Origin of the sequence: Hydrogenophaga sp. NFH-34 (genome assembly GCF_021401345.1) — a bacterium.
GTDB classification, from domain to species: Bacteria; Pseudomonadota; Gammaproteobacteria; order Burkholderiales; family Burkholderiaceae_C; genus Hydrogenophaga; species Hydrogenophaga electricum.
Window position 1 is genome coordinate 83,078 of the sequence record NZ_JACBGE010000016.1, and the last position, 25,753, is coordinate 108,830.

Consider the following 25,753-nt stretch of genomic DNA (forward strand, 5'->3'; position numbering starts at 1 on the left):
GCTCAGAGGGCGTAATCGCCGGTGGCTTCGGGCTGGAACAGGATGGAGCGAACCCACACCGTCCGCGCATCCCCGCCCGGCGTCAGCCAGTGCGCAGCTTGGCCAACCCGCAGCCCGAGCAGGCTGCTGCCGAAAGGCGAGCACACCGAAATAAAACCGCGCGGCGGTTCAGCGTCATCGGGGTAACACAGGGTGAACTTCTGGAGCTGGCCTTGCGGCCCGTCGGCCACAAGGATCTGGCTGTACATGGTCACCACATCGGCCGGGATCGACGGGGGTTCGACCACCTGGGCGTCGGCCAGCAGGTCGGCCAGACCGTCGGAAGCGAGCTGGGACAGACGGATGTGGTCAGAGCGCGTGAGCAGGCGCTCCACAATTTTGGAGGTGGACATGGCAAATTCCCAAAAGCGCCAGCGGCGGCAAAGCCGCACGGCATCGCGCGGGTTCTGGCCCGGCGATAGAGAGTTGCGCTTGAAGGAGAAGTGCTATCGCCGGGCTTGGGAATCTGCGGCCGGCTGGCGCAGTCCGCCGCTGACCACGGTGCGAGCGCGCAGCACGAAACCCGCCGCCAGGAGGGCGGCTTCGGTGCGGGCAACCAGTGTGTGTGCGACGAAGGCCATGCGCCGACTCTAGGGGCTTTGCCGCAGCGTGTCAAACGTGCGGCCGCGGATGCTGAGGCATCAGGCGCGCTGCCGGCCGCGCAACAGCAGGCCGATCGACACCAGCACGATGGTGCTGAAGCACAGGAAGGACCAGTTGGCGATGGTCAGCCCGAGAAAGGTCCAGTCGATGGCTGCGCAGTCGCCGCTGCCCCGGAAGATCATGGGGATGGCACGGCGCAGCGGGAACGATTCGATCATGCCGTAGAAGTCGCGGCCGCAGGCCATGATCTCCGGCGGGTTCCATTGCAGGAAGCTCTGGCGCGCGGCCACAAACGCCCCGAAGGCCGCCAGCACGCCCACGCCCACCACCCCGACGGAGCGCCCCAGGCGACCGGCAAAGGCCGAAGCGATGGCCGCAACGATGGCCACCAGAATCAGGGCATAGCGCTGCACGATACACATGGGGCAAGGCTCCAGCCCCACCACATGCTGCAGATACATGCCGAAAGCCAGCAGACCCACACAGCCCACAGCCACGAGCGCCAGCAAACGGCGGGGATGCCGGTCGAACCAATAAGCGACCGAAAAAAGGGATGCCGAAGGGGCTGCAATCGTGTCGCTCAAGGCGAACTCCTGAAAATGAAACAAGGCGCCCCGGTGGACCCGGCAAGCGCCCTGGAGTTCCTGCGCTGCTGGCGGAAACAAGGAACGGATGGAGGCTGCACCGGCAGCCGTCACCAGCGCTCCCGGATGCGTGGGCCGGCTGGCCTCAGCTGTCGGCGAACGCGCGCTCGATCACGAACTGCCCCGGGCGCGTGGTGTTGCCTTCGGCAAAACCGCGCTTCTCGCACAGGGCCTTGAGGTCGCGCAGCATTTCCGGGCTGCCGCAGATCATGACGCGGTCTTCGGCCGGGTTCAGTTCGGGCAGGCCGGTGTCCTTGGCGATCTGGCCGCTTTCGATGATGTTGGGGATGCGGCCCTGGTGCACGAAGGGTTCGCGTGTGACCGTGGGGTAGTAGATCAATTGCTGCGACACGATCTCGCCCAGGAATTCGTGCTGCTTGAGCTGGGTTTCCAGCATGTCGCGGTAGGCCAGCTCCTTGACCTCGCGCACGCCGTGCACCAGCACGACCTGCTCGAACTTTTCGTAGGTCTCGGGATCGCGCACGATCGACAGGAAGGGCGCCAGACCGGTGCCCGTGGCCAGCAAGTACAGGCGCTTGGCCGGCAGCAGGTAGTCGATCAGCAGCGTGCCGGTGGGCTTCTTGCCGACGATGATGGTGTCGCCCACCTGAATGTGTTGCAGGCGGCTGGTCAGCGGGCCATCGGGCACCTTGATGCTCAGGAACTCCAGGTGCTCTTCGTAATTGGCGCTGGCGATGGAATAGGCACGCAGCAGCGGCTTGCCGTTCTCGCCCTTGAGGCCAATCATGGTGAAGTGGCCATTGGAAAAACGCAGCGCGGTGTCGCGCGTGGTGGTGAAGCTGAACAGGCGGTCGGTCCAGTGGTGAACGCTGAGGACGCGCTCTTCCAGGAATGCACTCATGGTCTTGCGAGGGTTCGGGGCCGCCAAAGGGAACGGCCGGGGTGGACAGAAACAGCCCGGGTGGCAAAAGATGGGGCTGCCAGGCCGCGAGAAAAGCAAAAAGTCAATCGGGGATTGTATGAAACCCGGTACCCCACCCGGTTTTGCGCCAGGTCAGAAACCGTGCGGGCAACAACCCCGCACATCGGCTCATCAACCGTTCGGCGCTAAAGTGGAGGGCTTGGCCGCCCGGCCACCGGCCCCTGACCTGCAGGGGCGGCCGATATTGCCGTATTCCCGACAAAACCAGAACGAATATTTATTCATTTCGTTCATACGGTTTCACATCTTTGGAGAACCCCACATGGCCCGCACCATTCAATGCATCAAGCTCGGCAAGGAAGCCGAAGGCCTGGACTTTCCGCCCTACCCGGGCGAGCTGGGCAAGCGCATCTATGAAAACGTGAGCAAGGAAGCCTGGGCCGGCTGGCTCAAGCACCAGACCATGCTGCTCAACGAGAACCGGCTGAATCTGGCCGACGCCCGTGCCCGCCAATACCTGGCGCGCCAGATGGAAAAGCATTTCTTCGGCGAAGGCGCCGACGCCGCTGCGGGCTTCGTGCCGCCGCCGGCCAACGGCTGAAGCCTTCGACACCGTGTCTGCCCCGCCAGAGGCCCCGTCGCATGCGCTGATTGTCGGCGCCGGGCTGGCCGGCGCCGCCACCGCGCTGGCGCTGGTGCAGCGGGGCTGGTCTGTCACCCTGCTCGATGCCGAAAATGGCCCGGCGCAACGGGCATCGGCCCTGCCCGTGGGCATGCTCAGCCCACACGTGACCCGCGCCCCCACCCCCATGTCGCGCCTGTCGGCGTTGGGCGTGGACGACATGCGGGCCGAACTGGCGCGCAGCCTTCGCCCCGGCGCCGGCTGGCAACCGTGCGAGGTGGACAACCTGGGCCACGACCCGGGCCGCTGGCCGGCGGCCATGGTGCGTCCCGCCGCGCTGGTACAGGCCTGGCTGGACGAAGCCGCCGCCACGGGCCGGCTGTCGCTGCGCTGCGGCTTTGCCGTGGCCCGACTCCGGCACACCGAAGCCGGCTGGCAAGCGCTGGCACGAGACGGCCAGACGCTGGTCAGCGCCCCGGTCGCGGTGGCCGCCGCCGCCTGGGGCAGCCTGGCGCTGCTCGAAGCCACCGATCCCGCCCTGGCCGGTGCCCCCCTGCCCCTGCGCCCGGTGCAGGGGCAAATGAGCCTGGGGCCACTGGAAGGCCCGCCGCTGGCCGAACGCCCCCAGCGCGACAACGGTGTGTTCGTGCCGCGTTATCAGGACAGCGGCCTGCCCCCGGCCTGGCCTGAGACGGTGTGGGCCATGGGCTCCACCTACGAGCGCGGCATGGAAACCCGCACGCTCAGCGAGCAGGCCCATCGGCGCAATGCGGAAAGCCTGGATGCCCTGTGCCGCCCGGCGGCCACACAACTGCGCCAGGCCCTGGACGAAGGCCGCCTGCTGGGCTGGGCCGACGTGCGCTGCGCTTCGCTGGACCGCGTGCCCCTGATCGGCGCCGTGCCCGACGTGCCAGCGCTGCGCCGGCTGATGGCGGAGGCCGGCCACCGGCGCGGCCGCCTCACCGTGGACCAAGTGCCGCGCTTGCCTGGCCTCTATGTGTTTGCGGCGCTGGGCTCTCGCGGACTCACGCTGTCGCACTGGGGCGCACAGGACCTGGCTCGCCAGATCAGCGGGGAACCCGATCCGCTGCCGCCCGATCTGCGCCGAGCCATCGACCCGGCCCGTTTTGCGTGGAAAACCGAGCGCCGCCAGCCCGTCGCCCTCACCGCCGAAGCCTGAACAGCCGCTTCTTCTGCCGTCCCTGAGGCGGCTACAGCCTGCCCAGCCACTCGCCGAGTTCGGCGACCGGCATCGGCTTGGGCAACAGGGCATGGATGCCCACGCGCCGCGTGTCGCGCCGGACACGCCGCCGCCGCCACCAGCCGGCCAGCGGTCCGGCATGCTGGCTCAACCCCACATTGAGCGCGTGCGGATGGCGCCGGGCAAACCACTGCGCCAGCGACCAGCCATCGAAGTGGGGTTCGTCCAGATCAAACACCCCGCACACGTAGGCGTGGCGCCCCATCAGGTCCAGCGCCGCCTCCGTGCTGCCGGCCTCGTCCACCTCGGTGATGTCGCGCAGCGCGAGGCGCTGGTGCAGCAGCGCGCTTTCGGTCGGCGCCAACCCCACCAGCAAAGCGCGGCGCCGGGTGGGTTCGGGCACGTCCAGGGGCATTGGCGCCGAAACGTCAAGGTCCAGCCCACCGAGGCCGGCCTGGCGCGCCGCGTAGACGGCATCGAGGTCGTCGAGCAGTTCCGCCCAGCGGATCGGCCGATCCAGCACGCGCCAGGCCTGCTCGGGCGCACCCGGGCCAACCCAGATCAGGCGCGGCCCCGCGGGCAAGGCGCGCGCCTGCGCCATCACCGCCTCGGCGCACGCTCCGTCGATCAGCAGCACATCCGCTTGAGTGGTCGGGGCCGGCACGCCGGGGGCGGTCAGCGGCTCCCAGGGCGCGTAAGCCACCGCCCCGTCGCGGGAGAGCCGGAACAGGGTATTGAGCGCGTGGCGTTCCACATCGGAAAAACCGATCACGCTGACAAAGATGCACGCCGGAGGCATGGCGCGCATGTTACGGCGACGGCGATGTCCACGGCATCGACCAGACAACCAGGCCTGCCTTCAGCGGTAGTCCACGCCCTTATTACCAAAAACACATATTCGAATGACCAAAAAATAGTTTGTCATATAAGCCTGCCTCACTACAGTGCCGGCATGCCCGAATTCGCCCTCATCCTTGCCGGTTTCGCCGTTGGCCTCATCGTGGGCCTGACGGGGGTGGGCGGTGGCTCGCTGATGACCCCGATCCTGATCTTCTTCTTCGGGGTCAAGCCCTATCTCGCGGTCGGCACCGACCTGCTGTTCGCCGCCGTCACCAAAGCCGGCGGCACGGTGAACCTGGCCCGGCAGCGCCTGGTGCCCTGGCGTGTGGTCGGGCAGCTGTGCGCAGGCAGCCTGCCTGCGGCGCTGCTCACGCTGTTCGCGCTGCACCGTGTCGGCCCCGCCAATCCGGGCGTGCAGTCGGTGATGACCGCCACCCTGGGTATTGCGCTGCTGCTGACCGCCGCCGCCATGCTCTACAAAGCTTTCCGGGGTAAGCAGGTGCCACGCACCCTGGCGGCCGGTGAAGAGGCTTTGGCCTTCAAAGCCCGCCACTGGAGCCTGCCAGTGCTGTTCGGCGCCGTGATCGGCACGCTGGTCACGCTGACGTCGGTGGGCGCCGGTGCCATCGGTGTCTCGGTCCTCCTGCTGCTGTATCCGCTGCTGCCCCTGCCCCGCATCGTGGCCGCCGACATCGCCTACGCGGTGCCGCTGACCCTGGTGGCCGGCCTGGGCCACGCGAGCCTCGGTTCGGTGGACTGGCCGCTGCTGGCGCAACTGCTCGCCGGTTCGCTGCCCGGCATCTGGCTGGGCACGCGCCTGATCCGCCACACCCCCGAACGCCTGGTGCGCGCCGTGCTGTCGGCACTGCTGGCCTATGCCGGCTTCAAGCTGATGGCGCTCTGATCCGCACCGCTTCTTTTCTCCGTCACAACGACCCACGACCCGCCCCGCGATGTACCAGTACACCGATTTCGACCGACAGTTCGTCCGCCAGCGTGCGGCCCAGTTCCGCGACCAGTTGGAGCGCTTCCAGGCTGGAACCCTGGGCGGCGACGAGTTCAAGCCGCTGCGGCTGCAGAACGGCTGGTACATCCAGCGCTTCGCGCCCATGCTGCGCGTGGCCGTGCCCTATGGCGAAGTCAACAGCGCACAGCTGCGTGTGCTGGCGCGTATCGCCCGCGAGTACGACCACAAGGAAGACAACGACATTTCCCAGGCCAACGCTGCCCTGTCGGACGTGCCCTCCCTGCCCGACCGCTGCGCCCACTTCACCACGCGCCAGAACGTCCAGTACAACTGGATTCCGCTGGACCGCGCGGCCGACGTGATGGACCTGCTGGCCACCGTGAACATGCACGGCATCCAGACCAGCGGCAACTGCATCCGCAACATCACCACCGATGCCTACGCCGGCATCGCCCCCGACGAAGTGGCCGACCCGCGCCCCTTCGCCGAAATCCTGCGCCAGTGGAGCACGCTGCACCCTGAATTCGCCTTCCTGCCGCGCAAGTTCAAGGTCGCCATCACCGGCGCCACCGAAGACCGTGCCGCCACGCCCTGGCACGACGTCGGCCTGCGCCTGGTGCGCAACGTGGACGGCGAACTGGGCTTTCAGGTGCGCGTGGGCGGCGGCATGGGCCGCACCCCCATCGTCGGCACCGTGATCCGCGAATTCCTGCCCTGGGCGCAGATCCTCAACTACCTCGAAGCCGTGGTGCGCGTCTACAACCGCTTCGGCCGCCGCGACAACGCTTACAAGGCGCGCATCAAGATCCTGGTCAAGGCCGAAGGCCAGACCTTCATAGACGCGGTGGAGGCCGAGTTCGTCGACATCCTCGACAAGGACGGCGCCCCCCACACCATCACCGAAGCCGAACTGGCGCGGGTGACCGGCTTCTTCGCCGAACCGCAGGCCCTGACCTGCGACCGCAAGAGCGCCGACGAGAAGATCGCGCACATCCTGCGCGTCGCAGCCGAGGACGATCTGGAATTCGGCCGCTGGCTGCAACGCAACGTGCGGGGCCACCGCAACCCGGACCTGCGCGCCGTCACGCTGTCCTTCAAGCGCGTCGGCCAGGCCGCGGGCGACGCGTCGGCCGACCAGCTCGACCGGGCCGCCGAACTGGCCGACCGCTTCTCGGCCGGCGAAGCCCGCATCACCCACGAACAGAACCTGGTGCTGCCCTGGGTGCGCTGCGACCAGTTGCCCGAGCTGTGGCGCGAAGCACGGCGCCTGGGCCTGGCACGGCCCAACATCGGCTTGCTGACCGACCTGATCGCCTGCCCGGGCGGTGACTTCTGCGATCTGGCCAACGCCCGCTCTCTGCCGATCGCGCAGGCCATCCTCAGCCGCTACCAAGACCTGGACGAGCTGCACGACCTGGGCGAGATCGACCTGCACATCAGCGGCTGCATCAACTCCTGCGGCCACCACCACAGCGGCCACATCGGCGTGCTGGGTGTCGACAAGGATGGCCAGGAGTGGTACCAGGTCACGCTCGGTGGCTCCGACGGCACGCGGCTGTCCGGCGCGGCCACGCCCGGCAAGGTCATCGGCCCCTCGTTCGCGGCCGACGAAATGCCCGACGTGATCGAAGCCCTGCTCGACACCTACCGCGCGCAACGCCAGGACGGCGAAACCTTCACCGCCACGGTGCGGCGTACCGGCCTCGACGCGTTCAAGGCCGCCGCCAATGCCGTGCGCACCCACACCGCGCGCGCCGCCACCGCCTGAGCCAGACCGACCGAAGACCCCCATGAGCGCCCCACAAGCCCCCCTCCAGCTGTTCCAGGCCGACCAGTTCGTGCCACCTGAAGACGCCAGCCGCCGCCTGGTGCTGGCCAACGACGCCGACCCGCGCGAAGCGCGCCTCGACGGCATCGACGTGGTGGAACTGCAGTTCCCCAAGTTCGCCGACGGGCGCGCCTTCAGCCAGGCCTTTCTGCTGCGCCGCCGGCTGGGTTTTGCCGGCCAGATCCGCGCCACGGGCGACGTGCTGATCGACCAGCTAGTGCAGATGCAGCGCAGCGGCTTCACCCAGGCTGTGCTGCGCGCCGACCAGAGTGCCGAGCACGGCCGCCGCCTGCTGGCGCACTACGCCGGTTTCTACCAGGGCGACGCGGTCGACACCCGCCCGCACTTCGCCAACGCCTGAACGGACCCCGCAGCATGAGCGCCATCGACCTCGCCACCGTCAACGCCAACCTCGGCCGCAACGCCCCCGGACTGGTGGCCTGGGCCCTCGGCCTGGGCCAGCCGGCCATCGTCACCACCAACTTCCGCCCCTTCGAGGCGGTGATCCTGCACATGGTGAGCCAGGTGCGCCCCGACGTGCCCGTGGTGTGGATGGACAACGGCTACAACACCGAAGCGACCTACCAGTTCGCCGACGCCGTCACGCGCCAGCTCGGCCTGAACCTCAAGATCTACCTGCCGCGCCGCTCGCGCGCCCACCGCGAGGCCGTGGACGGCCCGACCCCGGCGCTCGACGATCCACGCCACGCTGCCTTCACCGAAGAAGTGAAGCTGGAGCCCTTTGCCCGCGCCCTGCGCGAGACGGCGCCCAAGGTCTGGTTCACCGCCCTGCGCGCCACCGACACCGCCGTGCGCGCCCAGATGGACCCCGTGAGCATCAATCCCGACGGCCTCATCAAAGTGGCGCCGCTGCTGCACTGGTCGTCCAAAGACCTGCACGAATACTGCGTGAAGCACGGCCTGCCCAACAACTTCGATTACGTGGACCCGACCAAGGGCGAGGACAACCGCGAATGCGGCTTGCACCTGGCCCACTGACCCGAACGACGGACCCCGCCATGAACGCCCGAACCGACACCGCCGTGCTGCAAACCGCCGAACACCACCTGAGCAACACCCACCTGGACGCCCTGGAAGAAGAAACCATCTTCATCCTGCGCGAGGTGGCTGGCGCCTTCGAACGCCCCGCCCTGCTGTTTTCGGGCGGCAAGGACTCGCTGGTCATGCTCAAGTGCGCCGAAAAGGCCTTTGGTGCCGGCCGCATTCCCTACCCGCTGCTGATGATCGACACCGGGCACAACTTCCCCGAAGTGACCGATTTCCGCGACCAGCGCGCCAAGGAACTGGGCGCCGAACTCATCGTGCGCAGCGTGGAAGACTCCATGAAGCGCGGCACGGTGCGCCTGTCGCACCCCGGCGAAAGCCGCAATGTGCACCAGTCGGTCACGCTGCTCGAAGCGATTGAAGAATTCCGCTTCGACGCGCTCATCGGCGGCGCCCGCCGCGACGAAGAGAAGGCCCGAGCGAAAGAGCGCATCTTCAGCCACCGCGACAGCTTTGGCCAATGGCAGCCCAAGGCCCAGCGCCCGGAGCTGTGGACCTTGTTCAACACCCGGCTGCAACCGGGCGAACACTTCCGCGTGTTCCCCATCAGCAACTGGACCGAGCTGGACGTGTGGCAGTACATCGCGCGTGAAAACATCGGTCTGCCCAGCATTTACTACACGCACAAGCGTCCCGTGGTGGACCGCCGTGGTCTGCTCATGCCCGTGACCGAACTCACGCCGCCGCGCGAGGGCGAAACCGTGGAAGTGCGTGACGTGCGCTTCCGCACCGTGGGCGACATCACCTGCACGGCCCCCGTGGCCAGCCTGGCCGCCACACCGGACGACATCGTCATCGAAACCCTGGCCGCCGAAGTCAGCGAACGCGGCGCCACCCGCATGGACGACAAGACCTCCGACGCCTCGATGGAAAAGCGCAAGAAGGACGGGTATTTCTAGCCCACCCCCATCGCTGACTCACTGCGTGTAGCCAGCTCAGCCCCTCAAGGGGCGGCGCTGGCGGCCCGGCGAAGCCGGTTCCGCGGCGCCCTCGCTTTTAAGACACTGCTTTCGAACATAGCCTCATGAACACCGCTGTTTCTGAATCCACCTCCGTCGACACCCGCGCCGCCTTGCGTCTCATCACCTGCGGCTCGGTCGATGATGGCAAGAGCACCCTGATCGGGCGCCTGCTGGTCGACAGCAAGGCCGTGCTGCAGGACCACCTGGCCGGCGTGCAGCGCCAGGGCGAGACAGATCTGGCCCTGCTGACCGACGGCCTCTCGGCCGAGCGCGAGCAGGGCATCACCATCGACGTGGCCTACCGCTACTTCAGCACCGAAACGCGCAAATTCATCATCGGCGACGCGCCGGGCCACGAGCAGTACACCCGCAACATGGTCACCGCCGCCAGCAGCGCCGATGCGGCCGTGGTGCTGGTCGACGCGACCAAGCTGCCCTGGCAGGACGCCGGCCTGGCGCTGCTGCCGCAGACCCGCCGCCACAGCCTGCTGCTCAAGCTGCTGCGTGTGCCCTCGGTGGTGTTCGCCATCAACAAGCTCGACGCCGTGGCCGACAGCGCCCTGGCCTACCGCCACATCGCCGACGCGCTGGCCACCTTCGCCCGCGACGCCGGCATCGCTGTGGCCGCCACCGTGCCGGTCTCGGCGCTCAAGGGCTGGAACGTGGTCGACGCGGCGGCCGACGCCGGCTGGTGCGGCTACCAGGGGCCGACGCTGCTCGACATCCTGGAGCACCTGCCCGTCACCCGGCCCGACACCGGCCTCCCGTTCAGCTTCCCGGTGCAGTGGGTGGAAAAGCCCGGCGCCCCCACGCTCGGCGCTGGCGCGTCCTCGCTGCCCCCCGAGGGGGCTGCGCAGCCTTGGGGCGGCCCGGCGGCAGCGCCCAGCAGCTCGTCCGACACGAGCCAGGGCCGACGCACCTTCTGGGGCCGTGTGGCCACCGGCGCCGCCCAGCCCGGCCAGGCGGTGCGCGTGCTGCCCAGCAACCAGACCGCGGTGATCGCCCAGGTGCTCGACCATGTGCGCCAGCCGGGCGATGTGGCGGCCAGCCACAGCGCCGGCATCGTGCTCGACCGCGAAGTCGACGTCTCGCGCGGCGACTGGCTGCTGGCGGACGCCTCCGGCGACGGCAGTCTGCCCGAAGCCAGCCGGCAGTTGCGCGCCACCGTCGCCTGGCTGGACGACGAGCCCCTGGTGCCGGGCCGCGTGTACTGGGCGCTGCACGGCCACCGCTGGGTCAAGGCCAAGGTGCAGCGCATCGTGCACAAGCTGGACATCCACACCCTGGCAGAGCAGGACGCCACACAGCTGGAGCCCAACGCCATCGGCCACATCGAGCTGGCGCTGCAGGAGTCCCTGGTGACCCTGCCCTACAACCAGTCGCGCGCCCTGGGCGCTCTGGTGCTGGTCGACACCGCCAGCCACAAGACCGCCGGCGCCCTGATGGTGCTCTGAGCCCCGCTCCCGCTTAACTTGGATCAAGACAAGGCCTTTGCAGAAGGCCTACCCTCGCTCCGGCCTAAAATCCACGGTTTCCCCGAAATCAGCACGTCCCCAGCACCATGACCCACGTTGTCACCGAAGCCTGCATCCGCTGCAAATACACCGACTGTGTCGATGTCTGCCCGGTGGATTGCTTCCGCGAAGGCCCGAACTTCCTGACGATCGACCCCGACGAATGCATCGACTGCGCCGTCTGCATCCCGGAATGCCCGGTCAGCGCCATCTACGCCGAGGAAGATCTGCCCAAGGATCAGGTGCACATGACCGAGCTCAACGCCGAGCTGGCCAAACTGCCCAACTGGAAGAGCATCACCAAGCGCAAAGACCCGCTGCCCGACCACGAGGCGTGGAAGGACCGCACCGGCAAGCTCTCCGAGCTGATCCGCTGAGCGCACTGCCGCGCCGATGAACGCCGCGGGCGCCGCCGCAACCGACCTGATCGAGACCGATGCCGTCATCATCGGCGCCGGCCCGGTGGGCCTGTTCCAGGCTTTCCAGCTCGGCCTGCTCGAAATCGCCTGCCACATCGTCGACGCCCTGCCCCAGCCCGGCGGCCAGCCCGTCGCGCTGTACCCGGACAAACCCATCTACGACATCCCGGCCGTGCCGGTATGTACCGGTGGGTCACTGACCGAGGGGCTGCTGCAGCAGCTCAAGCCTTTCACCCCCCGCTTTCATCTGGGCCAGACGGTCCGCCAGGTCGAACCGCAGGCCGATGGTCGCTGGCTCGTCGCCACGAACAGAGGCACCCGCTTCGTGACCCGCACGGTGTTCATCGCTGCGGGGGTGGGCGCGTTCGAGCCGCGACCGCTCAAAGTTGACGGCATGGACCGCTTTGAGGGCACGCAACTGCTCTACCACCCGGCCACGCTGCCGGTGGTGACCGGTCAGCACGTGCTGGTCGCCGGGGACAGCGACGAGGCCCTGGCGGCCGCCTTGACCCTGAGCACCGGCGGCCAGGCCGCCAGCGTGTCGCTCATGCACCGGCGCGACGTCTTCCAGGCCGAACCCGAGCGCGTGCAGGCCATGCGCGACGCCTGTCAGGCGGGCCGCCTGCGCCTGGTCATCGGCCAGCCGACAGGCATCGGCACCGAGGGCGACCGGCTCACGACCCTGCAGGTGCTGGAGCCCGACAGCTCACAGACCCCACTGCCGGTCGACCGCATCCTCGCCTTCCTGGGTCTGTCGCCGCGCCTGGGGCCGATCGCCGAGTGGGGCCTGGCACTGGAACGCAAACAGGTCGTCGTGGACACGGCCACCTTGGCGACCAGCGCGCCCGGCATTTTTGCCGTGGGCGACGTCGTCACCTACCCGGGCAAGAAAAAGCTCATCGTCTCCGGCTTCCACGAATGCGTCATGGCCGCATACGGAGCCGTGCCCCTGGTGTTCCCGGGCAAGCCGGTGCATCTTGAATACACCACCTCCAGCTCCCGCCTGCACCAGTTGCTGGGCGTCGCCGCGCGCGGGGCCTGAATCCGGCCGACCAGCCTCAGTCGCCAGTCGATGGCGTTGCTGGCACCTGCTGATAGCGCGACGCCGTGGCGAGCACAGCCGCAGTCATCCGGGAAACACAGACCAGGCGCCCTGCTTCGTCATGGATGTGCACTTCCCAGATCTGGCTGGTGCGACCGATGTGCAAGGGCCTCGCGGTGCCGTAGACCCAGCCGCGCTGAGCCGCACGCACGTGGTTGGCATTGATCTCCTGCCCCACACAATGAAAGCGCTGCGGGTCCACGGTGCAGGCCGCTCCCCAGGACGCCAAGGTTTCAGCCAGCACCACAGACATGCCACCATGCAACACCCCGGCCGGCTGCCGGGTACGATCATCCACCGGCAGGCGCCCTTTGAGGTAGTCGGGACCAACCTCCACCACTTCGACACCCACATGCTCATTCGCGGTGCCCCGGCCCCGCGCATTGAGCGCGACCGGATCGGGTGGGGTGAACCAGATGGAAGCCGGTGCTGGTGCCGGCGTGGAAGAAGGGGCTGAAGTCGATGTCATATCGGGACAAGATAACAACAGAGCGGGCGCCCCTCCAGCCATACCGCGACACCAGCAAGAAAAAAGCCCTCGGCTTTCTCAAACCAAGGGCTTTTCAATTTTGCTTGTCAGCAATGTTCTGGCTCCCCGACCTGGACTCGAACCAGGGACCTGCGGATTAACAGTCCGTCGCTCTACCGACTGAGCTATCAGGGAACAGACCACGATTATAGCGACATTTTTTTGCCTTTTTCAAGCCCAGTCCGATTCTTTGCAACTTCTTCCGCCACGAGCGCCTTCAAGGGGTCAGCACCGAAGGTCGGCAACGGATGTCCGTTCACAAAAAAGGTGGGCGTCTTGTTGACACCCAGCGCGGTGAGGTCGGCGATGTCCTGCTGCAGGATGGCGGTCACCGCCTCACTGCCTGCATCGGCCCGCACCCGCGCCATGTCCAGCAGACCGGTCTGGGCAGCGGCTTCAAACGCCAGCTCCACATTGGGCTGCCCATGATCGGCCCACAGGGGCTGCGCGGCCAGCACCGCCTCCAAGACCGGCCAGTACCGGCCCTGTCGTTTCGCGGCTTCGAGCAGGCGCACCACCTGATCCGAACCCTGATGCAAAGGGGCGTAGCGAATCACCAGGCGCACGTCATCGGGATAGCGTTGCAGGAGCTCTTTGACCAGTGGATAAAACGCGCGGCAGGTTTCGCAGGCCGGGTCGAAAAATTCCACGATGGTCACCGGTGCGTTCTGCGGCCCGAGCACAGGTGCATGCATGCGCACCAGCCGCTCCGTCTCCTGAGCCACCTTGTCGGCCTGGGCCTGTTGTGTCTGGCGCTGATAGACCTGGGTGCCAAGCGCGAAGGCCAGCAGCACCAGAGCCACCAGGCCCAGCACAATGAGTTTGCGAGTGTTCATGGTGAGGTCTTTTTCAGATAGAGGGCCAGCGAGCCCAGAATGACGAGGAAAGCGGCCAGAGACAGCCAGGGGATGGGAACCCCTCCGAGAATCAGAAGGCGCTGGTCGGCACAGGAGGCACCGGCACCACACGGTACCCAGGCTTTGGGCACGATGCCGGCGAGCAGCAGGGTGTGATAGATCGCCGCGAGCGTGCCCCCTGCTGCAAGCGGCAGGGCATAGACGGCACCGCGGCGATCACCGACGTAGCAGGCCATGGGCAATACGATGGCCAGGGGAAACATGAAGATGCGCTGGTACCAGCACAACGAACACGGGGTCATGCCCATGACCTCCCCCAGAAACAGGGCGCCCGCCGTGGCGCATACCGCCATCGCGCACGCTGCCAGCAACCACAGCCAGGGTGCCTTCATGAGCGGTCTCCGGAAACGGGTGACACGGGTGCGTGGTCACGCACCCGTGTCGCCGGGCGCCATGCCAAGATCACCCAGACCATGGCCGCGCAGACGATGAACACATCGGCCAGGTTGAATGCCGGCCAATGCCAGCCTTGGACATGAAAGTCGAGGAAGTCGACCACTGCGCCGGTCTGCACCCGGTCCACCAGGTTGCCAAGGCCACCAGCAACGACCAGCGCCCCGAGCTTGCGCTCCATCGGTGAAGTGGATGCCGCCAGACTCACCAGGGTGACCGGCACGATCACTGCCACGCTCACCACGATCAGGAACAGCCGCTGCCAGCCGCCCGCATCGGCGAGAAACGAAAACGCAGCCCCCTCATTCAAGGTGTGCACGAGATTGAAAAAGGGCGTGACTTCGACCACACCGTAAAGCGGGATCCAGTCTGCAAAAAACGCCTTGCTGATCTGGTCCAGTCCCGCCAGCGCGGCGACCACCAGACACCAACGGGCGCGCGATGGCCGCCGCCACCAAGCCAAAAGAGCCATTGAAAACCCTGCCATCCATCGGTTCGTTTCAGCAACCCAGGAAGGGTTGCACCGTGTGCGGGCACCCGCGTGCACACCGCACCACTTTTGCAGCGACACCACGCCGCAGCCGTGGCTCTCTGCTCAGATGGTCAGCAACCAGTCGGGCCTCTCGGGCCGCCTGGCGGGTGCGCCAGACAAGCAGATGCCCTCGAACATGGGCACCCGATGGCGAGCGTCGGGGACGCCGAGTCTGAACGGCTCGGCCCACAGGCTTTGGCAGCAATGCGCGTGACAGCCTGTTTCGCAAGCCTGCGCGGCCGTATCGGACGGGAGACTGGCAACCAAGTGCACGACCGCGTCGGCATCGAGCACTGTCGAATGCTCAAGCGTGGTCGACTGGGGCTCCAGCGCGCCAAGCCCGGCGCCCAGCACCCAGGCCAGCCAGCAGCCGGCGAGCAGGAGCGCGCAGCAACGGGCAAGGAAGGGCAAGGGACGCAACAGCAGCACCGCAAAATGATCAAGAAGGCGCCCATTGGAAACCTTGGAGCGGCTACAGTGTCAAACCTGTCGAGGTACTGACATGCAGATCAAACAACTGGCCGCCGCCACGGGCGTGGACGTGGAGACCATCCGCTACTACGAAAAGCAGGGCTTGCTGCCGGCACCCGCGCGGCGCGACAACGGCTACCGCGAATACGAAGCGCACCACCTGGAGCGGCTGTCGTTCGTGCGCCATTGCCGGGCTCTCGACATGCCGTTGGCCGAGATTGCCCGCCTGCTGGGCTTTGTGGACGACCCCGGGAGCCACTGCGACGGTGTCGACGACCTCATCGGGGAACAACTGGCCCGCGTGCGCGCCCGGCTCCAGAGCATGCACGCCCTGGAAAAGCAGTTGCTGAGGCTGCAGTCCCGCTGCGATGGCCGCCATCCCGATGGCAATTGCGGCATTCTGGACGAACTGGTGGCTGCCGCGCACGGCGAAGCCTGTGCCTGCCATGGCTCAGCCCCACTCTCAACCTGAGCATGCGCCCTCCTGCCTCCTGGTTTCATCCCCGTACGCCCCTGTGGCAACTGGCCTTCTGGCTGGCGACGGGCACCGTGTTCGCGTTGTCCGTCACCCCGGTTGACCAGCTGCCGCCTCAATGGTTCGACTGGTGGGACAAAGCCCAACACGCACTGGGCTTTGCCATCCTCAGCGTTCTGGGCCTGCTGGCCTACCCTTCCCGAGCCTCCCGCCTGACGGTGGGACTGCTGGCGTTCGGTGTGCTGATCGAATGCGCTCAGGCGGCCACGGGCTGGCGCCATGGCGACGTTCTGGACTGGATCGCCGACGCCGTCGGGGTTGTCGCGGTGATGGGTGCCTACCGATACGGGCCACGCCCTGCCTTGCCTGCATGACCCGGCTGCAGGACATTCATCCACTGCCCTGGCTGGAACCGGGCGAGGCCTTTCCACCGGTGGAAGAAGCCTGGGGCCCTGCAGAGCCGGCCCCCGGTCTGCTGGCTGCCGGCGGTGTGCTGGACGTACCGACCCTGGTGGGCGCGTATTCGCGGGGCATCTTCCCCTGGTACAGCGCCGGTCAGCCCATCCTCTGGTGGAGTACCGACCCGCGCATGGTGCTGGATCCGGCGCGGTTTCGCCTGCACCGCTCCCTGCGCAAAACGCTCAGCAGCCTGTTGCGCGACGCGCGACTGGACATCCGCTTCGATCACGATTTCGAACGGGTCATCCGCAGTTGCGCACACACGCCCCGCCGTGGGCAGGACGGCACCTGGATTCTTCCGGCCATGGTCCAGGCCTACAGCGAGCTGCACCAGGCAGGCTCGGCCCACAGCGTGGAAGCCTGGATCGACGGTGATCTGGCGGGCGGACTCTATTGCATCAACCTGGGCGCCATGGTGTACGGCGAATCCATGTTCAGCCGGCGCAACGACGCGTCAAAGCTGGCCCTGGCCGCTCTGGTGGCTTTCGCACGCCACCACCATCTGCCCCTCATCGACTGCCAGCAGGAAACCCCGCATCTCGCCTCCATGGGGGCGGCCACCATGCCGCGCGCCGAATTCTGCCGCCACCTGCGTCAGGCACTGCAACATCCGTCCCCCGCCTGGCGGTTCGACCCCGTATACTGGAATCACCTTTTTACCGACACCGACCCGCAGGCGTGACGCACCCCAAGGAACTTCCGCTCCAGGCGCTGCAGTTCTATGCGACGGCGCCCTACCCCTGCAGCTATCTGCCCGGCCACCAGGCCCGCTCGCAGGTGGCGACCCCCAGTCACCTCATTCACAACGACGCCTACTCGGACCTGGTGAGCCATGGCTTCCGCCGCAGCGGCATGTTCACCTACCGGCCCTATTGCGACGGCTGCCATGCCTGTGTGCCGCTGCGCATCCCTGTGGCCCGTTTTGAACCCAACCGGACCCAGCGGCGTTGCCTGCGACAGCATGCCGCCTTGCAGACCCGGGTGCTCAAGTTGTGTTTCGTCCCCGAACACTACCAGCTCTACCTGCGCTACCAGAACAGCCGCCATGCCGGCGGTGGCATGGACCACGACAGCATCGATCAGTACACCCAGTTCCTGCTGCAAAGCCGGGTGAATTCGCGGCTGGTGGAGTTCTACGAGCCGGGCCCCGCCGGCGAGCCTCCCCGGCTCAAGATGGTGTCCATCGTCGATGTGCTCAACCAGGGCATTTCGGCCGTCTACACCTTCTACGAGCCCGATGACAAAGCCAGCTACGGCACCTACAGCGTGCTCTGGCAGATCGAACAGGCCCGCTCGCTCAAACTGCCCCACGTCTACCTGGGCTACTGGATCGGACAAAGCGACAAGATGCGCTACAAGGAGCGCTTTCAACCCCATGAGCTGCTGATCGACGGCCACTGGGTTCAAGGGTGAAACCCATACACCGTTTCCGCCAGCCACGCCCTCGCGACAGGAAACGGCATTTCATTAGGTAAAATAGAGCAAACGCCTGTTCAGGCCTGCTCTGTCATGACCAAACGATCCGATACCCTGCCTTCCACGCCCACCGTCCAGGTCATCGAACGCATGTTCCACCTGCTGGAAGTGCTGGCCTCGCGCGAAGAGCCTGTGTCGCTCAAGGAAATCAGCGAAAAGACGGGTCTGCACCCCTCCACTGCCCATCGCATCCTCAACGATCTCACCATCGGCCGTTTCGTCGACAGGCCTGAAGCAGGCAGCTACCGCCTGGGAATGCGTCTGCTCGAATTGGGCAACCTCGTGAAGGCCCGGCTGAATGTCCGCGACGCGGCGCTGCTCCCGATGCGCGAACTGCACCGTCAGATCCAGCAGCCGGTGAACCTCAGTGTGCGCCAGGGCGACGAAATCGTTTATGTGGAGCGGGCCTACAGCGAACGTTCAGGCATGCAGGTGGTGCGCGCCATCGGCGGCCGTGCGCCCCTGCACCTGACCTCCACCGGCAAGCTGTTCCTGGCGGCCGAAGAGTCCACGCGCGTTCGGGCCTATGCCACGCGCACCGGCCTCGCGGGCAACACCCGCAACAGCATCACCCAGTTGCCGCTGCTGGAACGCGAGTTGCAACAGTGCCGGCAGGCGGGTCTGGCCCGCGACAACGAGGAGCTGGAGCTGGGCGTGCGCTGCATGGCGGCAGGCATCTACGACGATCAGAACAAGCTGGTCGCCGGACTGTCGATCTCGGCACCGGCCGACCGCATCGATGAAGGCTGGGTGCCCAAATTGCGAGCCACCGCCCATGAAATTTCTGCCGCGCTGGGCTGCCCGGTGGACCTGCCTCAGCACAGCCTGCGGTGATCGCCCACGGTCTTGCCCCATGAGCCGACCATAAAAAATAGCCTCCTGCGGAGGCTATTTTTTATGGTCGGCGGCGGGTCATGCCGTATCACACCACCTCACCCCTGCGGCCGGACAGCATGCAGTTGCAGGTTGCCCTGAGCCTCCACCCAGCGGCGCACGCGCTCGGCGTCCTGCACCCTGGCCAGCGTGCCCGCAGCATCGAGAAACACCATGATGAGCTGACGCCCGGCAATCTTGGCCTGCATGACCAGGCAGCGTCCTGCCTCGGAGATGTAGCCCGTCTTCTGCAAGCCGATATCCCATTCAGGGCTGCGGATCAGGCGGTTGGAATTGTTGTACTGCAGCGTGCGACTGCCCAGATCGACCAGATGGCTTGGCGACGTGGACAAATCGCGCAGCAGGGGCCGTTGATAGGCCACGGACACGAGAATCGCCAGATCGCGGGCACTGGACTGGTTCTGGCTGAGCAGCCCGGTGGGTTCGACGTAACGGGTGTCGAACATACCCAATTCCCGTGCCTTGGCATTCATCTGCCGCACAAACTGCTGCAGCCCGCCCGGATAGGTCCGCCCCAGAGCATGCGCTGCCCGGTTTTCGCTGGACATCAGGGCAAGGTGCAGCAACTCGCCGCGCGTGAGCGTGGAACCCACCGTCAGCCGCGAACTGCTGCCCTTGTAGACATCCACATCTTCCGACGTGATCGTGACCTGCTCATCCATCGGCAGGTTGGCCTCGGCAATCACCAGGCCTGTCATCAGCTTGGTCAGCGACGCAATCGGCAACACCGCCGCATCGTTCTTGCTGAACAGCACTTCGTTGGTGTCCTGATCGATCACCAGGGCCACGCTGGAATTGAGGTCCAGCGGATCGTCACTGCCCCGCAGGCCCAAACGCTGCCCCACCGACGACCGGGGTTCGGCCGCGACGCGTACCATGCTCGAAGCTGCCACTGCCGTCGTCACGGCCTGCTTGCGGCCATTTTTGGCCAGCGTGACTTTTTTGCGCGAAGACCTGGATGCGACACGGTCGTCACGTGATCGCTTTTTCGCGACCGCAGTCTTGCCTTTGGACGACTTGGCTACAGCGGTGCTTTTCCGGGTGTCTTTCTTCTTGGCAGTGGCGACCGGCTTCTTCGCTTTGGTTGCCGCCTCACCCACCACCGGCGCTGAAAGCGCCAACGCGAGCATCAGGCCCGCGCCGATTCCCAAGACCCGACGAATCCGTGCGATGCGAAAAAACATACCCCACTCCAACCAACCAAAAATGCGCTGAAGCGGAGTATAGACACACCGGAAAAAATCAGCAATATCAAAAACTTGTATGGATTTCTTCATTAGCCACCGGAACAAGTGCTACTTTTGGTTTCGAAGCGCGTCCTGGCGATGGAAATCGTTGCAAGTTCTTGATTTAAAAGGCCCTACCCTTGCGCGGCGACGCGCTCGGCTTTGCTCTGCAGCTTGTTGAGCGCGCTCAGGTAAGCCTTGGCGGACGCCACCACGATGTCCGGGTCGGCCCCCACGCCGTTGACCACCCGACCGCTGTGCTGCAGGCGCACGGTCACCTCGCCCTGGCTTTCAGTCGAGCCACTGGTGATGGCATTGACCGAATACAGCACCAACTCGGCCCCACTCTGGACATGGCTTTCGATCGCCTTGAGCGATGCATCGACGGGTCCGTTGCCATCCGCTTCGCCACGCAGTTCCTGCCCCCCATCGGTGAAGACCACGACCGCATGCGGTCGCTCGCCGGTTTCGCTGTGTTGGGCCAGCGAAACCAGGCCGTACTGCTCCCGCTCAGCGGTGACGCTCTCGTCGCTGCACAAAGCCAGGATGTCCTCGTCGAAGATCTCTGCCTTGCGGTCGGCCAGTTCCTTGAACTTGGCGAACGCGGTGTTGATCTCGCTTTCCGACTCCATCTCGATGCCCAGATCCTGCAGGCGCTGCTTGAAGGCATTGCGGCCGCTGAGCTTGCCCAGCACGATCTTGTTGGCGCTCCAGCCCACGTCCTCGGCGCGCATGATCTCGTAGGTGTCACGTGCCTTGAGCACGCCGTCCTGGTGGATGCCCGAAGCGTGCGCGAAGGCGTTCGCGCCGACCACAGCCTTGTTCGGCTGCACCACGAAGCCCGTTGTCTGGCTGACCATGCGGCTGGCGGGCACGATCTGCGACGTGTCAATGCCCACGTCGAGGTTGAAGTAGTCTCGGCGGGTCTTGATGGCCATCACCACCTCTTCCAGCGAGCAGTTGCCGGCGCGTTCGCCCAGGCCGTTGATGGTGCATTCCACCTGGCGTGCGCCGCCAATCTTCACGCCGGCCAGCGAATTGGCCACCGCCATGCCCAGGTCGTTGTGGCAATGCACCGACCAGATGGCCTTGTCGGAATTGGGAATGCGCTCGCGCAGCGTCTGGATGAAGTTGCCGTACAACTCGGGAATCGCATAACCCACGGTGTCCGGAATGTTCAGTGTGGTCGCGCCTTCGTTGATCACGGCTTCGAGCACGCGGCAGAGGAAGTCCACATCGCTGCGATAGCCGTCTTCCGGACTGAACTCGATGTCGTCCACGAGGTTGCGGGCAAAACGCACCGACTGCTTGGCCTGCTCGAACACCTGGTCGGGCGTCATGCGCAGCTTCTTCTCCATGTGCAACGGGCTGGTCGCAATGAAGGTGTGGATGCGCGCACGCTGGGCGCCCTTGAGCGCCTCGGCAGCCCGCGCGATGTCGCGGTCATTGGCCCGCGCCAGCGAGCACACGGTCGAATCCTTGATGGTGTTGGCAATCGCCTGCACGCAGTCGAAGTCACCGTTCGAGCTGGCCGCAAAGCCGGCCTCGATCACATCCACCTTCAGCCGTTCGAGCTGGCGGGCGATGCGCAGCTTCTCGTCCTTGGTCATGGACGCGCCGGGCGACTGCTCGCCATCGCGCAAGGTGGTGTCGAAAATGATCAGCTTGTCGGTCATCGGGTCTCTCCTTATGGGTATCAGGCCGCCACGGCGACCGGCTCGGGTTGGGATTGTGCCTGCTCCGGTGAACGGTCCGCCACACGCGCCAGGCCGGAAACCACCGCGGCCAGCGCCGCGGCCGTGGTGTCGGCGTCGACACCGACGCCAAACAGCGTGCGGGAGTCGTCCACCCGCATCTCGACATACGCCACCGAACGGGCATCGGCGCCAGCGCCCATGGCGTGCTGGTGGTAATCGACCACGCGAATGGCATGGCCACAGACCTCGCCCAGGGCGCGGCTGAATGCATCGATCGGCCCGGTCCCTCGCCCGCGAATGGCGTGCGCTTCACCGCGCCAGCGCAGCTCGCCGTGCAGCACCGTCACGGCGTCACTGCCACTGCCCTGCACTTCCTGCACCCGATGCTGGAGGCCGTCTTCCGTGTCAAGGCGGTATTCGTCGCGGAATATTTGCCAGAGATCGGTCGCGCTGAGCTCCTTGCCCTGCACGTCCATCACCCGCTGCACGATCTGGCTGAACTCGATCTGCAGGCGCCGTGGCAAAGCCAACCCGTATTCGCTTTCGAGCAGGTAGGCCATGCCACCCTTGCCCGACTGGCTGTTCACCCGGATCACAGCTTCGTAGCTGCGACCCAAATCCTTCGGATCGATGGGCAGGTACGGGATCTCCCAGATGTCGCCGGCCTCGTGAGCGGCGAACGCCTTCCGGATGGCATCCTGGTGGGAGCCTGAGAAGGAGGTGTAGACCAGATCACCCACGTAAGGATGGCGCGGGTGCACAGGGAGCTGGTTGCAGTGTTCAACCGTGGCACGGATCTCGTCGATGTTCGAGAAATCCAACCCTGGCGAAACACCTTGCGTATAGAGATTCAGCGCGACGTTGACGATGTCGAGGTTGCCGGTGCGCTCACCGTTGCCGAAGAGGCAACCTTCCACGCGGTGCGCGCCAGCCATGAGCGACAGTTCGGCCGCGGCCGTGCCGGTGCCACGGTCGTTGTGCGGGTGCACCGAGAGCACCACGCCCGGCCGCTGACCGAAACGCCGGCTCATCCATTCAATCTGGTCAGCGAACACATTGGGGGTGGCGTTCTCCACCGTGGTCGGCAGATTGAGGATGATGGTGCGTCCCTCGCCCCAGGCGGCGATCGCGGTTTCGCAAGCCTGGGCCGACACCTCCAGCTCCGCCAGGCTGAAAGTCTCGGGCGAGTACTGCAGCGTCCATTCGGTCTGCGGCGCGGCGTCGGTCAGGCGCCGCACCTGGGTCACGCTGCGCGCCACCAGTTCCATCACCTGTGGCACCGTCATCCCGAAAACCACCTCGCGCCAGGCCGGTGCCACCGCGTTGTACACGTGCACGATGGCGCGCGGTGCCCCGCGCAGAGCTTCGATGGTGCGCGCGATCAGCTCCTCGCGAGCGGGCGTCATGACCTGGATCGTCACGTCATCGGGAATGCGCTTCTCGTCGATCAGCTTGCGCAGGAAGTCGTATTCGATCTGCGAAGCGGCCGGAAACCCGACCTCGATCTGTTTGAAGCCGATGGACAGAAGCAGCTCGAACATGCGCAGCTTGCGCGCCGCGTCCATCGGCTCCACCAGCGCCTGGTTGCCGTCACGCAGATCGGTGGACAACCAGATCGGCGCCTCGGTCAGCACGGCATCCGGCCAGGTGCGGTCCTGGAGACCGATGGGGGCGAAGGGACGGTATTTGGTGGCAGGCTGCTTGAGCATGGTGCGGGTCTTCCAAGGTGGAGGGAAAGCGACCAGCAACCTGCATACAAAAAAGAAAACGGCCCGTTGCTGGAGGCATACGGGCCGATCGGGTAGAGAAAAACTGACGCGCGCTACCTTACCTGCCCGTGGGACAACAGTAGTAGAGCTAGCGACAGGTTTTGCATGGCGATCAATGTAGCACAGATTGCGCGCGATGGTGCACTCAGTCGTGCAGCCCACGCTCGTCCGGTTCGTCGGTCGAGGTGCTGATGACGCTGGTGGGCCGGCCCTTGGCCTTGCGCCAGCCATAGACGGCGTAACCGGAAAGGCCATAAAAGATGAACAGGCCAAACAGCACGGTGGGCGGATGGATGTTGATCACCGCAATGCCCAGGGCCACCAGCACGATGGCGGCAAACGGCACGCTCTTTTTGATGCTCAGGTCCTTGAAGCTGTAGAACGGCACGTTGGTCACCATGGTCAGGCCCGCAAACAGCGTCAGGCAGAACATGATCCAGGTGACTTCGTTGGCCGGCACCTCGGTATCGGTCATCAGCCAGATGAAACCGGCCACCAACGCTGCAGCAGCTGGCGATGGCAGCCCCTGAAACCAGCGTTTGTCCACGACACCGGTGTTGACGTTGAAACGCGCCAGCCGCAAAGCCGCGCAGGCGCAGTAGACAAAGGCAGCGATCCAGCCCCAGCGACCCAGGTCGCGCAGGGTCCACTCGTAGGCGATGAGGGCGGGCGCAGCGCCGAAAGACACCATGTCAGCCAGCGAATCCATCTGTTCGCCAAAGGCGCTCTGCGTGTGCGTCATGCGCGCCACACGGCCGTCAAGGCTGTCGAGTACCATGGCCACAAAGATGCCCGTGGTCGCGAGATCGTAGCGCCCGTTCATGGCCATGACCACCGCATAGAAGCCGCCGAACAGCGCTGCCAGCGTGATCATGTTGGGCAGCATGTAGATGCCCTTTTTGGGTCGACGGGGAGCGTCGACCGCAGAGTCGTGTTGAGGATCGGTTCCGTCGTGCATGAAGTTCTCGCCGCCTGCGTGACAGACATGGGCCCGCACGCGCAGCTCGCCAGTGTAAGCCACCGGACAGGCCCGAAAATGGCCAAGGCCACCGAAGTGGCCTTGGCTCAGGGTATCGCCGGGATCAGTTGCGGGTCTGGTCGACCAGCTTGTTCTTGGCGATCCAGGGCATCATGGCACGCAGCTGGGCACCCACCACTTCGATGCTGTGATCGGCGGTGTTGCGGCGGCGAGCGGTCATGCTCGGGTAGTTCAGGCGGCCTTCCTGGATGAACATCTTGGCGTAGTCGCCGTTCTGGATGCGCTTGAGGGCGTTGCGCATGGCCACGCGGGACTGGTCGTTGATCACTTCGGGGCCGGTCACGTACTCACCGAACTCCGCGTTGTTGGAGATCGAGTAGTTCATGTTGGCAATGCCGCCTTCGTAGATCAGGTCCACGATGAGCTTGAGCTCGTGCAGGCATTCGAAGTAGGCCATTTCGGGTGCGTAGCCGGCTTCGGTCAGGGTTTCGTAGCCCATCTTGATCAGCTCGACGGCACCGCCACACAGCACGGCCTGCTCGCCGAACAGGTCGGTCTCGGTCTCTTCCTTGAAGTTGGTCTCGATGATGCCGGCCTTGCCACCGCCGTTGGCCATGGCGTAGCTCAGCGCCAGGTCACGAGCCTTGCCGGACTTGTCCTGGTGCACGGCCACCAGGTGGGGCACGCCGCCGCCCTGAGCGTAGGTGGAGCGCACGGTGTGGCCGGGGGCCTTGGGGGCGACCATCCACACGTCCAGGTCGGCGCGGGGCACGACCTGGTTGTAGTGCACGTTGAAGCCGTGGGCAAAGGCCAGCGAGGCGCCCTGTTTGATGTTCGGCTCGACGTTGTTTTTGTACACCTCGGCGATCTGCTCATCGGGCAGCAGGATCATGACGACGTCAGCAGCCTTCACCGCGTCGTTCACTTCGAGCACGTTCAGGCCGGCCTTGCCGACCTTGTCCCAGGAGGCGCCGCCCTTGCGCAGGCCGACCACGACCTTCACGCCGCTGTCGTTCAGGTTCTGGGCGTGGGCGTGGCCTTGTGAGCCGTAGCCGATGATGGCGACCGTCTTGCCCTTGATCAGGCTGAGGTCACAGTCTTTGTCGTAGAAAACTTTCATGAGGTTGCTCCGGTTGAAATCTTGAAAAAAACCAGCAATGGTAACGAGTGTGGCGCCAGGCTCCCCAGCGCCACCGGCCGACCGAGCCCCGTTGCAGGCACCGCCTCGCCAGCGAAAGCGACGCAGC

At 65.8% G+C, this 25,753-nt stretch carries 30 protein-coding genes and 1 tRNA gene; 15 read left to right on the forward strand and 16 right to left on the reverse strand.

The window, feature by feature from the left end:
• Window positions 1–2: 2 nt before the first annotated feature.
• The 4 genes from L0977_RS16050 to L0977_RS16060 all read right to left on the reverse strand — a co-directional run bounded on the left by L0977_RS16050 (window position 3) and on the right by L0977_RS16060 (window position 2,148).
• Window positions 3–392, reverse strand: coding sequence for a GreA/GreB family elongation factor (locus L0977_RS16050; RefSeq protein ID WP_234265861.1), 390 nt, complete (start codon window positions 390–392; stop codon window positions 3–5).
• 93 nt (window positions 393–485) lie between these two features.
• Window positions 486–620, reverse strand: coding sequence for a hypothetical protein (locus L0977_RS25470; RefSeq protein WP_267966469.1), 135 nt, complete (start codon window positions 618–620; stop codon window positions 486–488).
• A gap of 60 nt (window positions 621–680) precedes the next feature.
• Entirely contained in the window at window positions 681–1,226 is a 546-nt protein-coding gene (locus L0977_RS16055; RefSeq protein WP_234265862.1) for a disulfide bond formation protein B, read from the reverse strand.
• 145 nt (window positions 1,227–1,371) lie between these two features.
• On the reverse strand, window positions 1,372–2,148 hold the full coding sequence (locus L0977_RS16060; RefSeq protein ID WP_234265863.1) for a ferredoxin--NADP reductase: 777 nt from the start codon (window positions 2,146–2,148) through the stop codon (window positions 1,372–1,374).
• A 343-nt stretch (window positions 2,149–2,491) separates the two neighbouring features.
• Between L0977_RS16060 and L0977_RS16065 the strand changes: the two genes are divergently transcribed.
• Together L0977_RS16065 and L0977_RS16070 are read left to right on the forward strand one after the other, a co-directional pair.
• The gene (locus L0977_RS16065; protein WP_234265864.1) at window positions 2,492–2,770 is read left to right on the forward strand and encodes an oxidative damage protection protein; all 279 of its coding nucleotides are present in this window, start codon (window positions 2,492–2,494) and stop codon (window positions 2,768–2,770) included.
• A gap of 13 nt (window positions 2,771–2,783) precedes the next feature.
• Window positions 2,784–3,971, forward strand: a complete 1,188-nt coding sequence (locus L0977_RS16070; protein WP_234265865.1) for an FAD-dependent oxidoreductase — start codon at window positions 2,784–2,786, stop codon at window positions 3,969–3,971.
• Between the two features lie 31 nt (window positions 3,972–4,002).
• Here L0977_RS16070 and L0977_RS16075 read toward each other — a convergent pair whose 3' ends face one another.
• On the reverse strand, window positions 4,003–4,800 hold the full coding sequence (locus L0977_RS16075; protein WP_234265866.1) for a hypothetical protein: 798 nt from the start codon (window positions 4,798–4,800) through the stop codon (window positions 4,003–4,005).
• Between the two features lie 144 nt (window positions 4,801–4,944).
• Here L0977_RS16075 and L0977_RS16080 point away from each other — a divergent pair, with 144 nt between their 5' ends.
• From L0977_RS16080 to L0977_RS16115, 8 genes are all read left to right on the forward strand, one after another.
• Window positions 4,945–5,736 (forward strand): sulfite exporter TauE/SafE family protein, encoded by a 792-nt coding sequence (locus tag L0977_RS16080; protein ID WP_234265867.1) that lies wholly within the window; start codon window positions 4,945–4,947, stop codon window positions 5,734–5,736.
• A gap of 49 nt (window positions 5,737–5,785) precedes the next feature.
• On the forward strand, window positions 5,786–7,567 hold the full coding sequence (locus tag L0977_RS16085; protein WP_234265868.1) for a nitrite/sulfite reductase: 1,782 nt from the start codon (window positions 5,786–5,788) through the stop codon (window positions 7,565–7,567).
• A gap of 22 nt (window positions 7,568–7,589) precedes the next feature.
• Window positions 7,590–7,988: a DUF934 domain-containing protein gene (locus L0977_RS16090; protein WP_234265869.1), complete on the forward strand. Its 399-nt coding sequence runs from the start codon at window positions 7,590–7,592 to the stop codon at window positions 7,986–7,988.
• 14 nt (window positions 7,989–8,002) lie between these two features.
• Entirely contained in the window at window positions 8,003–8,626 is a 624-nt protein-coding gene (locus L0977_RS16095) for a phosphoadenosine phosphosulfate reductase domain-containing protein (protein WP_234265870.1), read from the forward strand.
• Window positions 8,627–8,646: 20 nt separating this feature from the next.
• Entirely contained in the window at window positions 8,647–9,591 is a 945-nt protein-coding gene (gene cysD / locus L0977_RS16100; RefSeq protein ID WP_234265871.1) for a sulfate adenylyltransferase subunit CysD, read from the forward strand.
• A 125-nt stretch (window positions 9,592–9,716) separates the two neighbouring features.
• Complete coding sequence (locus L0977_RS16105) at window positions 9,717–11,108, forward strand: sulfate adenylyltransferase subunit 1 (protein WP_234265872.1); 1,392 nt, start codon at window positions 9,717–9,719, stop codon at window positions 11,106–11,108.
• A gap of 107 nt (window positions 11,109–11,215) precedes the next feature.
• Window positions 11,216–11,545 carry a ferredoxin FdxA gene (gene fdxA, locus L0977_RS16110; protein ID WP_234265873.1) on the forward strand — a complete coding sequence of 110 codons (330 nt, stop codon included), beginning with the start codon at window positions 11,216–11,218 and terminating at the stop codon, window positions 11,543–11,545.
• A gap of 16 nt (window positions 11,546–11,561) precedes the next feature.
• Window positions 11,562–12,629, forward strand: a complete 1,068-nt coding sequence (locus L0977_RS16115) for an NAD(P)/FAD-dependent oxidoreductase (protein WP_234265874.1) — start codon at window positions 11,562–11,564, stop codon at window positions 12,627–12,629.
• 16 nt (window positions 12,630–12,645) lie between these two features.
• Here L0977_RS16115 and L0977_RS16120 read toward each other — a convergent pair whose 3' ends face one another.
• The 6 genes from L0977_RS16120 to L0977_RS16145 form a co-directional block, all read right to left on the reverse strand.
• A complete protein-coding gene (locus L0977_RS16120) occupies window positions 12,646–13,158 on the reverse strand; it encodes a hotdog fold thioesterase (RefSeq protein ID WP_234265875.1) in 513 nt (170 codons plus the stop codon).
• A 119-nt stretch (window positions 13,159–13,277) separates the two neighbouring features.
• Window positions 13,278–13,353: transfer RNA gene (locus L0977_RS16125), tRNA-Asn, on the reverse strand.
• 11 nt (window positions 13,354–13,364) lie between these two features.
• Window positions 13,365–14,033 carry a DsbA family protein gene (locus L0977_RS16130; protein WP_234265876.1) on the reverse strand — a complete coding sequence of 223 codons (669 nt, stop codon included), beginning with the start codon at window positions 14,031–14,033 and terminating at the stop codon, window positions 13,365–13,367.
• A 17-nt stretch (window positions 14,034–14,050) separates the two neighbouring features.
• Window positions 14,051–14,467 (reverse strand): disulfide bond formation protein B, encoded by a 417-nt coding sequence (locus L0977_RS16135; RefSeq protein ID WP_234265877.1) that lies wholly within the window; start codon window positions 14,465–14,467, stop codon window positions 14,051–14,053.
• Complete coding sequence (gene lspA, locus L0977_RS16140) at window positions 14,464–15,015, reverse strand: signal peptidase II (protein ID WP_234265878.1); 552 nt, start codon at window positions 15,013–15,015, stop codon at window positions 14,464–14,466. The genes L0977_RS16135 and lspA overlap by 4 nt, the downstream gene beginning before the upstream one ends.
• A gap of 108 nt (window positions 15,016–15,123) precedes the next feature.
• Window positions 15,124–15,489 (reverse strand): hypothetical protein, encoded by a 366-nt coding sequence (locus tag L0977_RS16145; protein WP_234265879.1) that lies wholly within the window; start codon window positions 15,487–15,489, stop codon window positions 15,124–15,126.
• 73 nt (window positions 15,490–15,562) lie between these two features.
• Here L0977_RS16145 and L0977_RS16150 point away from each other — a divergent pair, with 73 nt between their 5' ends.
• The 5 genes from L0977_RS16150 (at window position 15,563) to L0977_RS16170 (ending at window position 18,775) form a co-directional block, all read left to right on the forward strand.
• A complete protein-coding gene (locus tag L0977_RS16150; protein ID WP_234265880.1) occupies window positions 15,563–16,003 on the forward strand; it encodes a Cd(II)/Pb(II)-responsive transcriptional regulator in 441 nt (146 codons plus the stop codon).
• Window positions 16,004–16,005: 2 nt separating this feature from the next.
• Entirely contained in the window at window positions 16,006–16,380 is a 375-nt protein-coding gene (locus L0977_RS16155) for a VanZ family protein (protein WP_234265881.1), read from the forward strand.
• The gene (gene aat / locus L0977_RS16160) at window positions 16,377–17,147 is read left to right on the forward strand and encodes a leucyl/phenylalanyl-tRNA--protein transferase (RefSeq protein WP_234265882.1); all 771 of its coding nucleotides are present in this window, start codon (window positions 16,377–16,379) and stop codon (window positions 17,145–17,147) included. Before L0977_RS16155 ends, aat begins: the two co-directional genes overlap by 4 nt.
• A complete protein-coding gene (locus tag L0977_RS16165; RefSeq protein WP_234265883.1) occupies window positions 17,144–17,878 on the forward strand; it encodes an arginyltransferase in 735 nt (244 codons plus the stop codon). The genes aat and L0977_RS16165 overlap by 4 nt, the downstream gene beginning before the upstream one ends.
• Window positions 17,879–17,974: 96 nt before the next feature.
• Window positions 17,975–18,775, forward strand: a complete 801-nt coding sequence (locus tag L0977_RS16170) for an IclR family transcriptional regulator (RefSeq protein WP_234265884.1) — start codon at window positions 17,975–17,977, stop codon at window positions 18,773–18,775.
• Window positions 18,776–18,873: 98 nt separating this feature from the next.
• Here L0977_RS16170 and L0977_RS16175 read toward each other — a convergent pair whose 3' ends face one another.
• The 5 genes from L0977_RS16175 to ilvC form a co-directional block, all read right to left on the reverse strand.
• Entirely contained in the window at window positions 18,874–20,019 is a 1,146-nt protein-coding gene (locus tag L0977_RS16175) for a serine hydrolase (RefSeq protein ID WP_234265885.1), read from the reverse strand.
• A gap of 176 nt (window positions 20,020–20,195) precedes the next feature.
• Window positions 20,196–21,737 (reverse strand): 2-isopropylmalate synthase, encoded by a 1,542-nt coding sequence (locus tag L0977_RS16180; RefSeq protein ID WP_234265886.1) that lies wholly within the window; start codon window positions 21,735–21,737, stop codon window positions 20,196–20,198.
• Between the two features lie 20 nt (window positions 21,738–21,757).
• Complete coding sequence (gene leuA, locus L0977_RS16185) at window positions 21,758–23,467, reverse strand: 2-isopropylmalate synthase (RefSeq protein WP_234265887.1); 1,710 nt, start codon at window positions 23,465–23,467, stop codon at window positions 21,758–21,760.
• Window positions 23,468–23,672: 205 nt separating this feature from the next.
• Window positions 23,673–24,485 (reverse strand): CDP-diacylglycerol--serine O-phosphatidyltransferase, encoded by an 813-nt coding sequence (gene pssA / locus L0977_RS16190; protein ID WP_234265888.1) that lies wholly within the window; start codon window positions 24,483–24,485, stop codon window positions 23,673–23,675.
• Between the two features lie 124 nt (window positions 24,486–24,609).
• On the reverse strand, window positions 24,610–25,626 hold the full coding sequence (ilvC, locus tag L0977_RS16195) for a ketol-acid reductoisomerase (RefSeq protein WP_234265889.1): 1,017 nt from the start codon (window positions 25,624–25,626) through the stop codon (window positions 24,610–24,612).
• Window positions 25,627–25,753 lie beyond the last annotated feature (127 nt).

Bases quoted from the DNA above. Each gene is read 5' to 3' on its own strand.
- L0977_RS16050 (WP_234265861.1), bottom strand. From the start codon at position 392: ATGTCCACCTCCAAAATTGTGGAGCGCCTGCTCACGCGCTCTGACCAC.
- L0977_RS25470 (WP_267966469.1), bottom strand. From the start codon at position 620: ATGGCCTTCGTCGCACACACACTGGTTGCCCGCACCGAAGCCGCCCTC.
- L0977_RS16060 (WP_234265863.1), bottom strand. From the start codon at position 2,148: ATGAGTGCATTCCTGGAAGAGCGCGTCCTCAGCGTTCACCACTGGACC.
- L0977_RS16065 (WP_234265864.1), top strand. From the start codon at position 2,492: ATGGCCCGCACCATTCAATGCATCAAGCTCGGCAAGGAAGCCGAAGGC.
- L0977_RS16075 (WP_234265866.1), bottom strand. From the start codon at position 4,800: ATGCGCGCCATGCCTCCGGCGTGCATCTTTGTCAGCGTGATCGGTTTT.
- L0977_RS16080 (WP_234265867.1), top strand. From the start codon at position 4,945: ATGCCCGAATTCGCCCTCATCCTTGCCGGTTTCGCCGTTGGCCTCATC.
- L0977_RS16085 (WP_234265868.1), top strand. From the start codon at position 5,786: ATGTACCAGTACACCGATTTCGACCGACAGTTCGTCCGCCAGCGTGCG.
- L0977_RS16090 (WP_234265869.1), top strand. From the start codon at position 7,590: ATGAGCGCCCCACAAGCCCCCCTCCAGCTGTTCCAGGCCGACCAGTTC.
- L0977_RS16095 (WP_234265870.1), top strand. From the start codon at position 8,003: ATGAGCGCCATCGACCTCGCCACCGTCAACGCCAACCTCGGCCGCAAC.
- cysD (WP_234265871.1), top strand. From the start codon at position 8,647: ATGAACGCCCGAACCGACACCGCCGTGCTGCAAACCGCCGAACACCAC.
- L0977_RS16105 (WP_234265872.1), top strand. From the start codon at position 9,717: ATGAACACCGCTGTTTCTGAATCCACCTCCGTCGACACCCGCGCCGCC.
- fdxA (WP_234265873.1), top strand. From the start codon at position 11,216: ATGACCCACGTTGTCACCGAAGCCTGCATCCGCTGCAAATACACCGAC.
- L0977_RS16115 (WP_234265874.1), top strand. From the start codon at position 11,562: ATGAACGCCGCGGGCGCCGCCGCAACCGACCTGATCGAGACCGATGCC.
- L0977_RS16120 (WP_234265875.1), bottom strand. From the start codon at position 13,158: ATGACATCGACTTCAGCCCCTTCTTCCACGCCGGCACCAGCACCGGCT.
- L0977_RS16135 (WP_234265877.1), bottom strand. From the start codon at position 14,467: ATGAAGGCACCCTGGCTGTGGTTGCTGGCAGCGTGCGCGATGGCGGTA.
- lspA (WP_234265878.1), bottom strand. From the start codon at position 15,015: ATGGCAGGGTTTTCAATGGCTCTTTTGGCTTGGTGGCGGCGGCCATCG.
- L0977_RS16150 (WP_234265880.1), top strand. From the start codon at position 15,563: ATGCAGATCAAACAACTGGCCGCCGCCACGGGCGTGGACGTGGAGACC.
- L0977_RS16155 (WP_234265881.1), top strand. From the start codon at position 16,006: ATGCGCCCTCCTGCCTCCTGGTTTCATCCCCGTACGCCCCTGTGGCAA.
- aat (WP_234265882.1), top strand. From the start codon at position 16,377: ATGACCCGGCTGCAGGACATTCATCCACTGCCCTGGCTGGAACCGGGC.
- L0977_RS16170 (WP_234265884.1), top strand. From the start codon at position 17,975: ATGACCAAACGATCCGATACCCTGCCTTCCACGCCCACCGTCCAGGTC.
- L0977_RS16175 (WP_234265885.1), bottom strand. From the start codon at position 20,019: ATGTTTTTTCGCATCGCACGGATTCGTCGGGTCTTGGGAATCGGCGCG.
- L0977_RS16180 (WP_234265886.1), bottom strand. From the start codon at position 21,737: ATGACCGACAAGCTGATCATTTTCGACACCACCTTGCGCGATGGCGAG.
- leuA (WP_234265887.1), bottom strand. From the start codon at position 23,467: ATGCTCAAGCAGCCTGCCACCAAATACCGTCCCTTCGCCCCCATCGGT.
- pssA (WP_234265888.1), bottom strand. From the start codon at position 24,485: ATGCACGACGGAACCGATCCTCAACACGACTCTGCGGTCGACGCTCCC.
- ilvC (WP_234265889.1), bottom strand. From the start codon at position 25,626: ATGAAAGTTTTCTACGACAAAGACTGTGACCTCAGCCTGATCAAGGGC.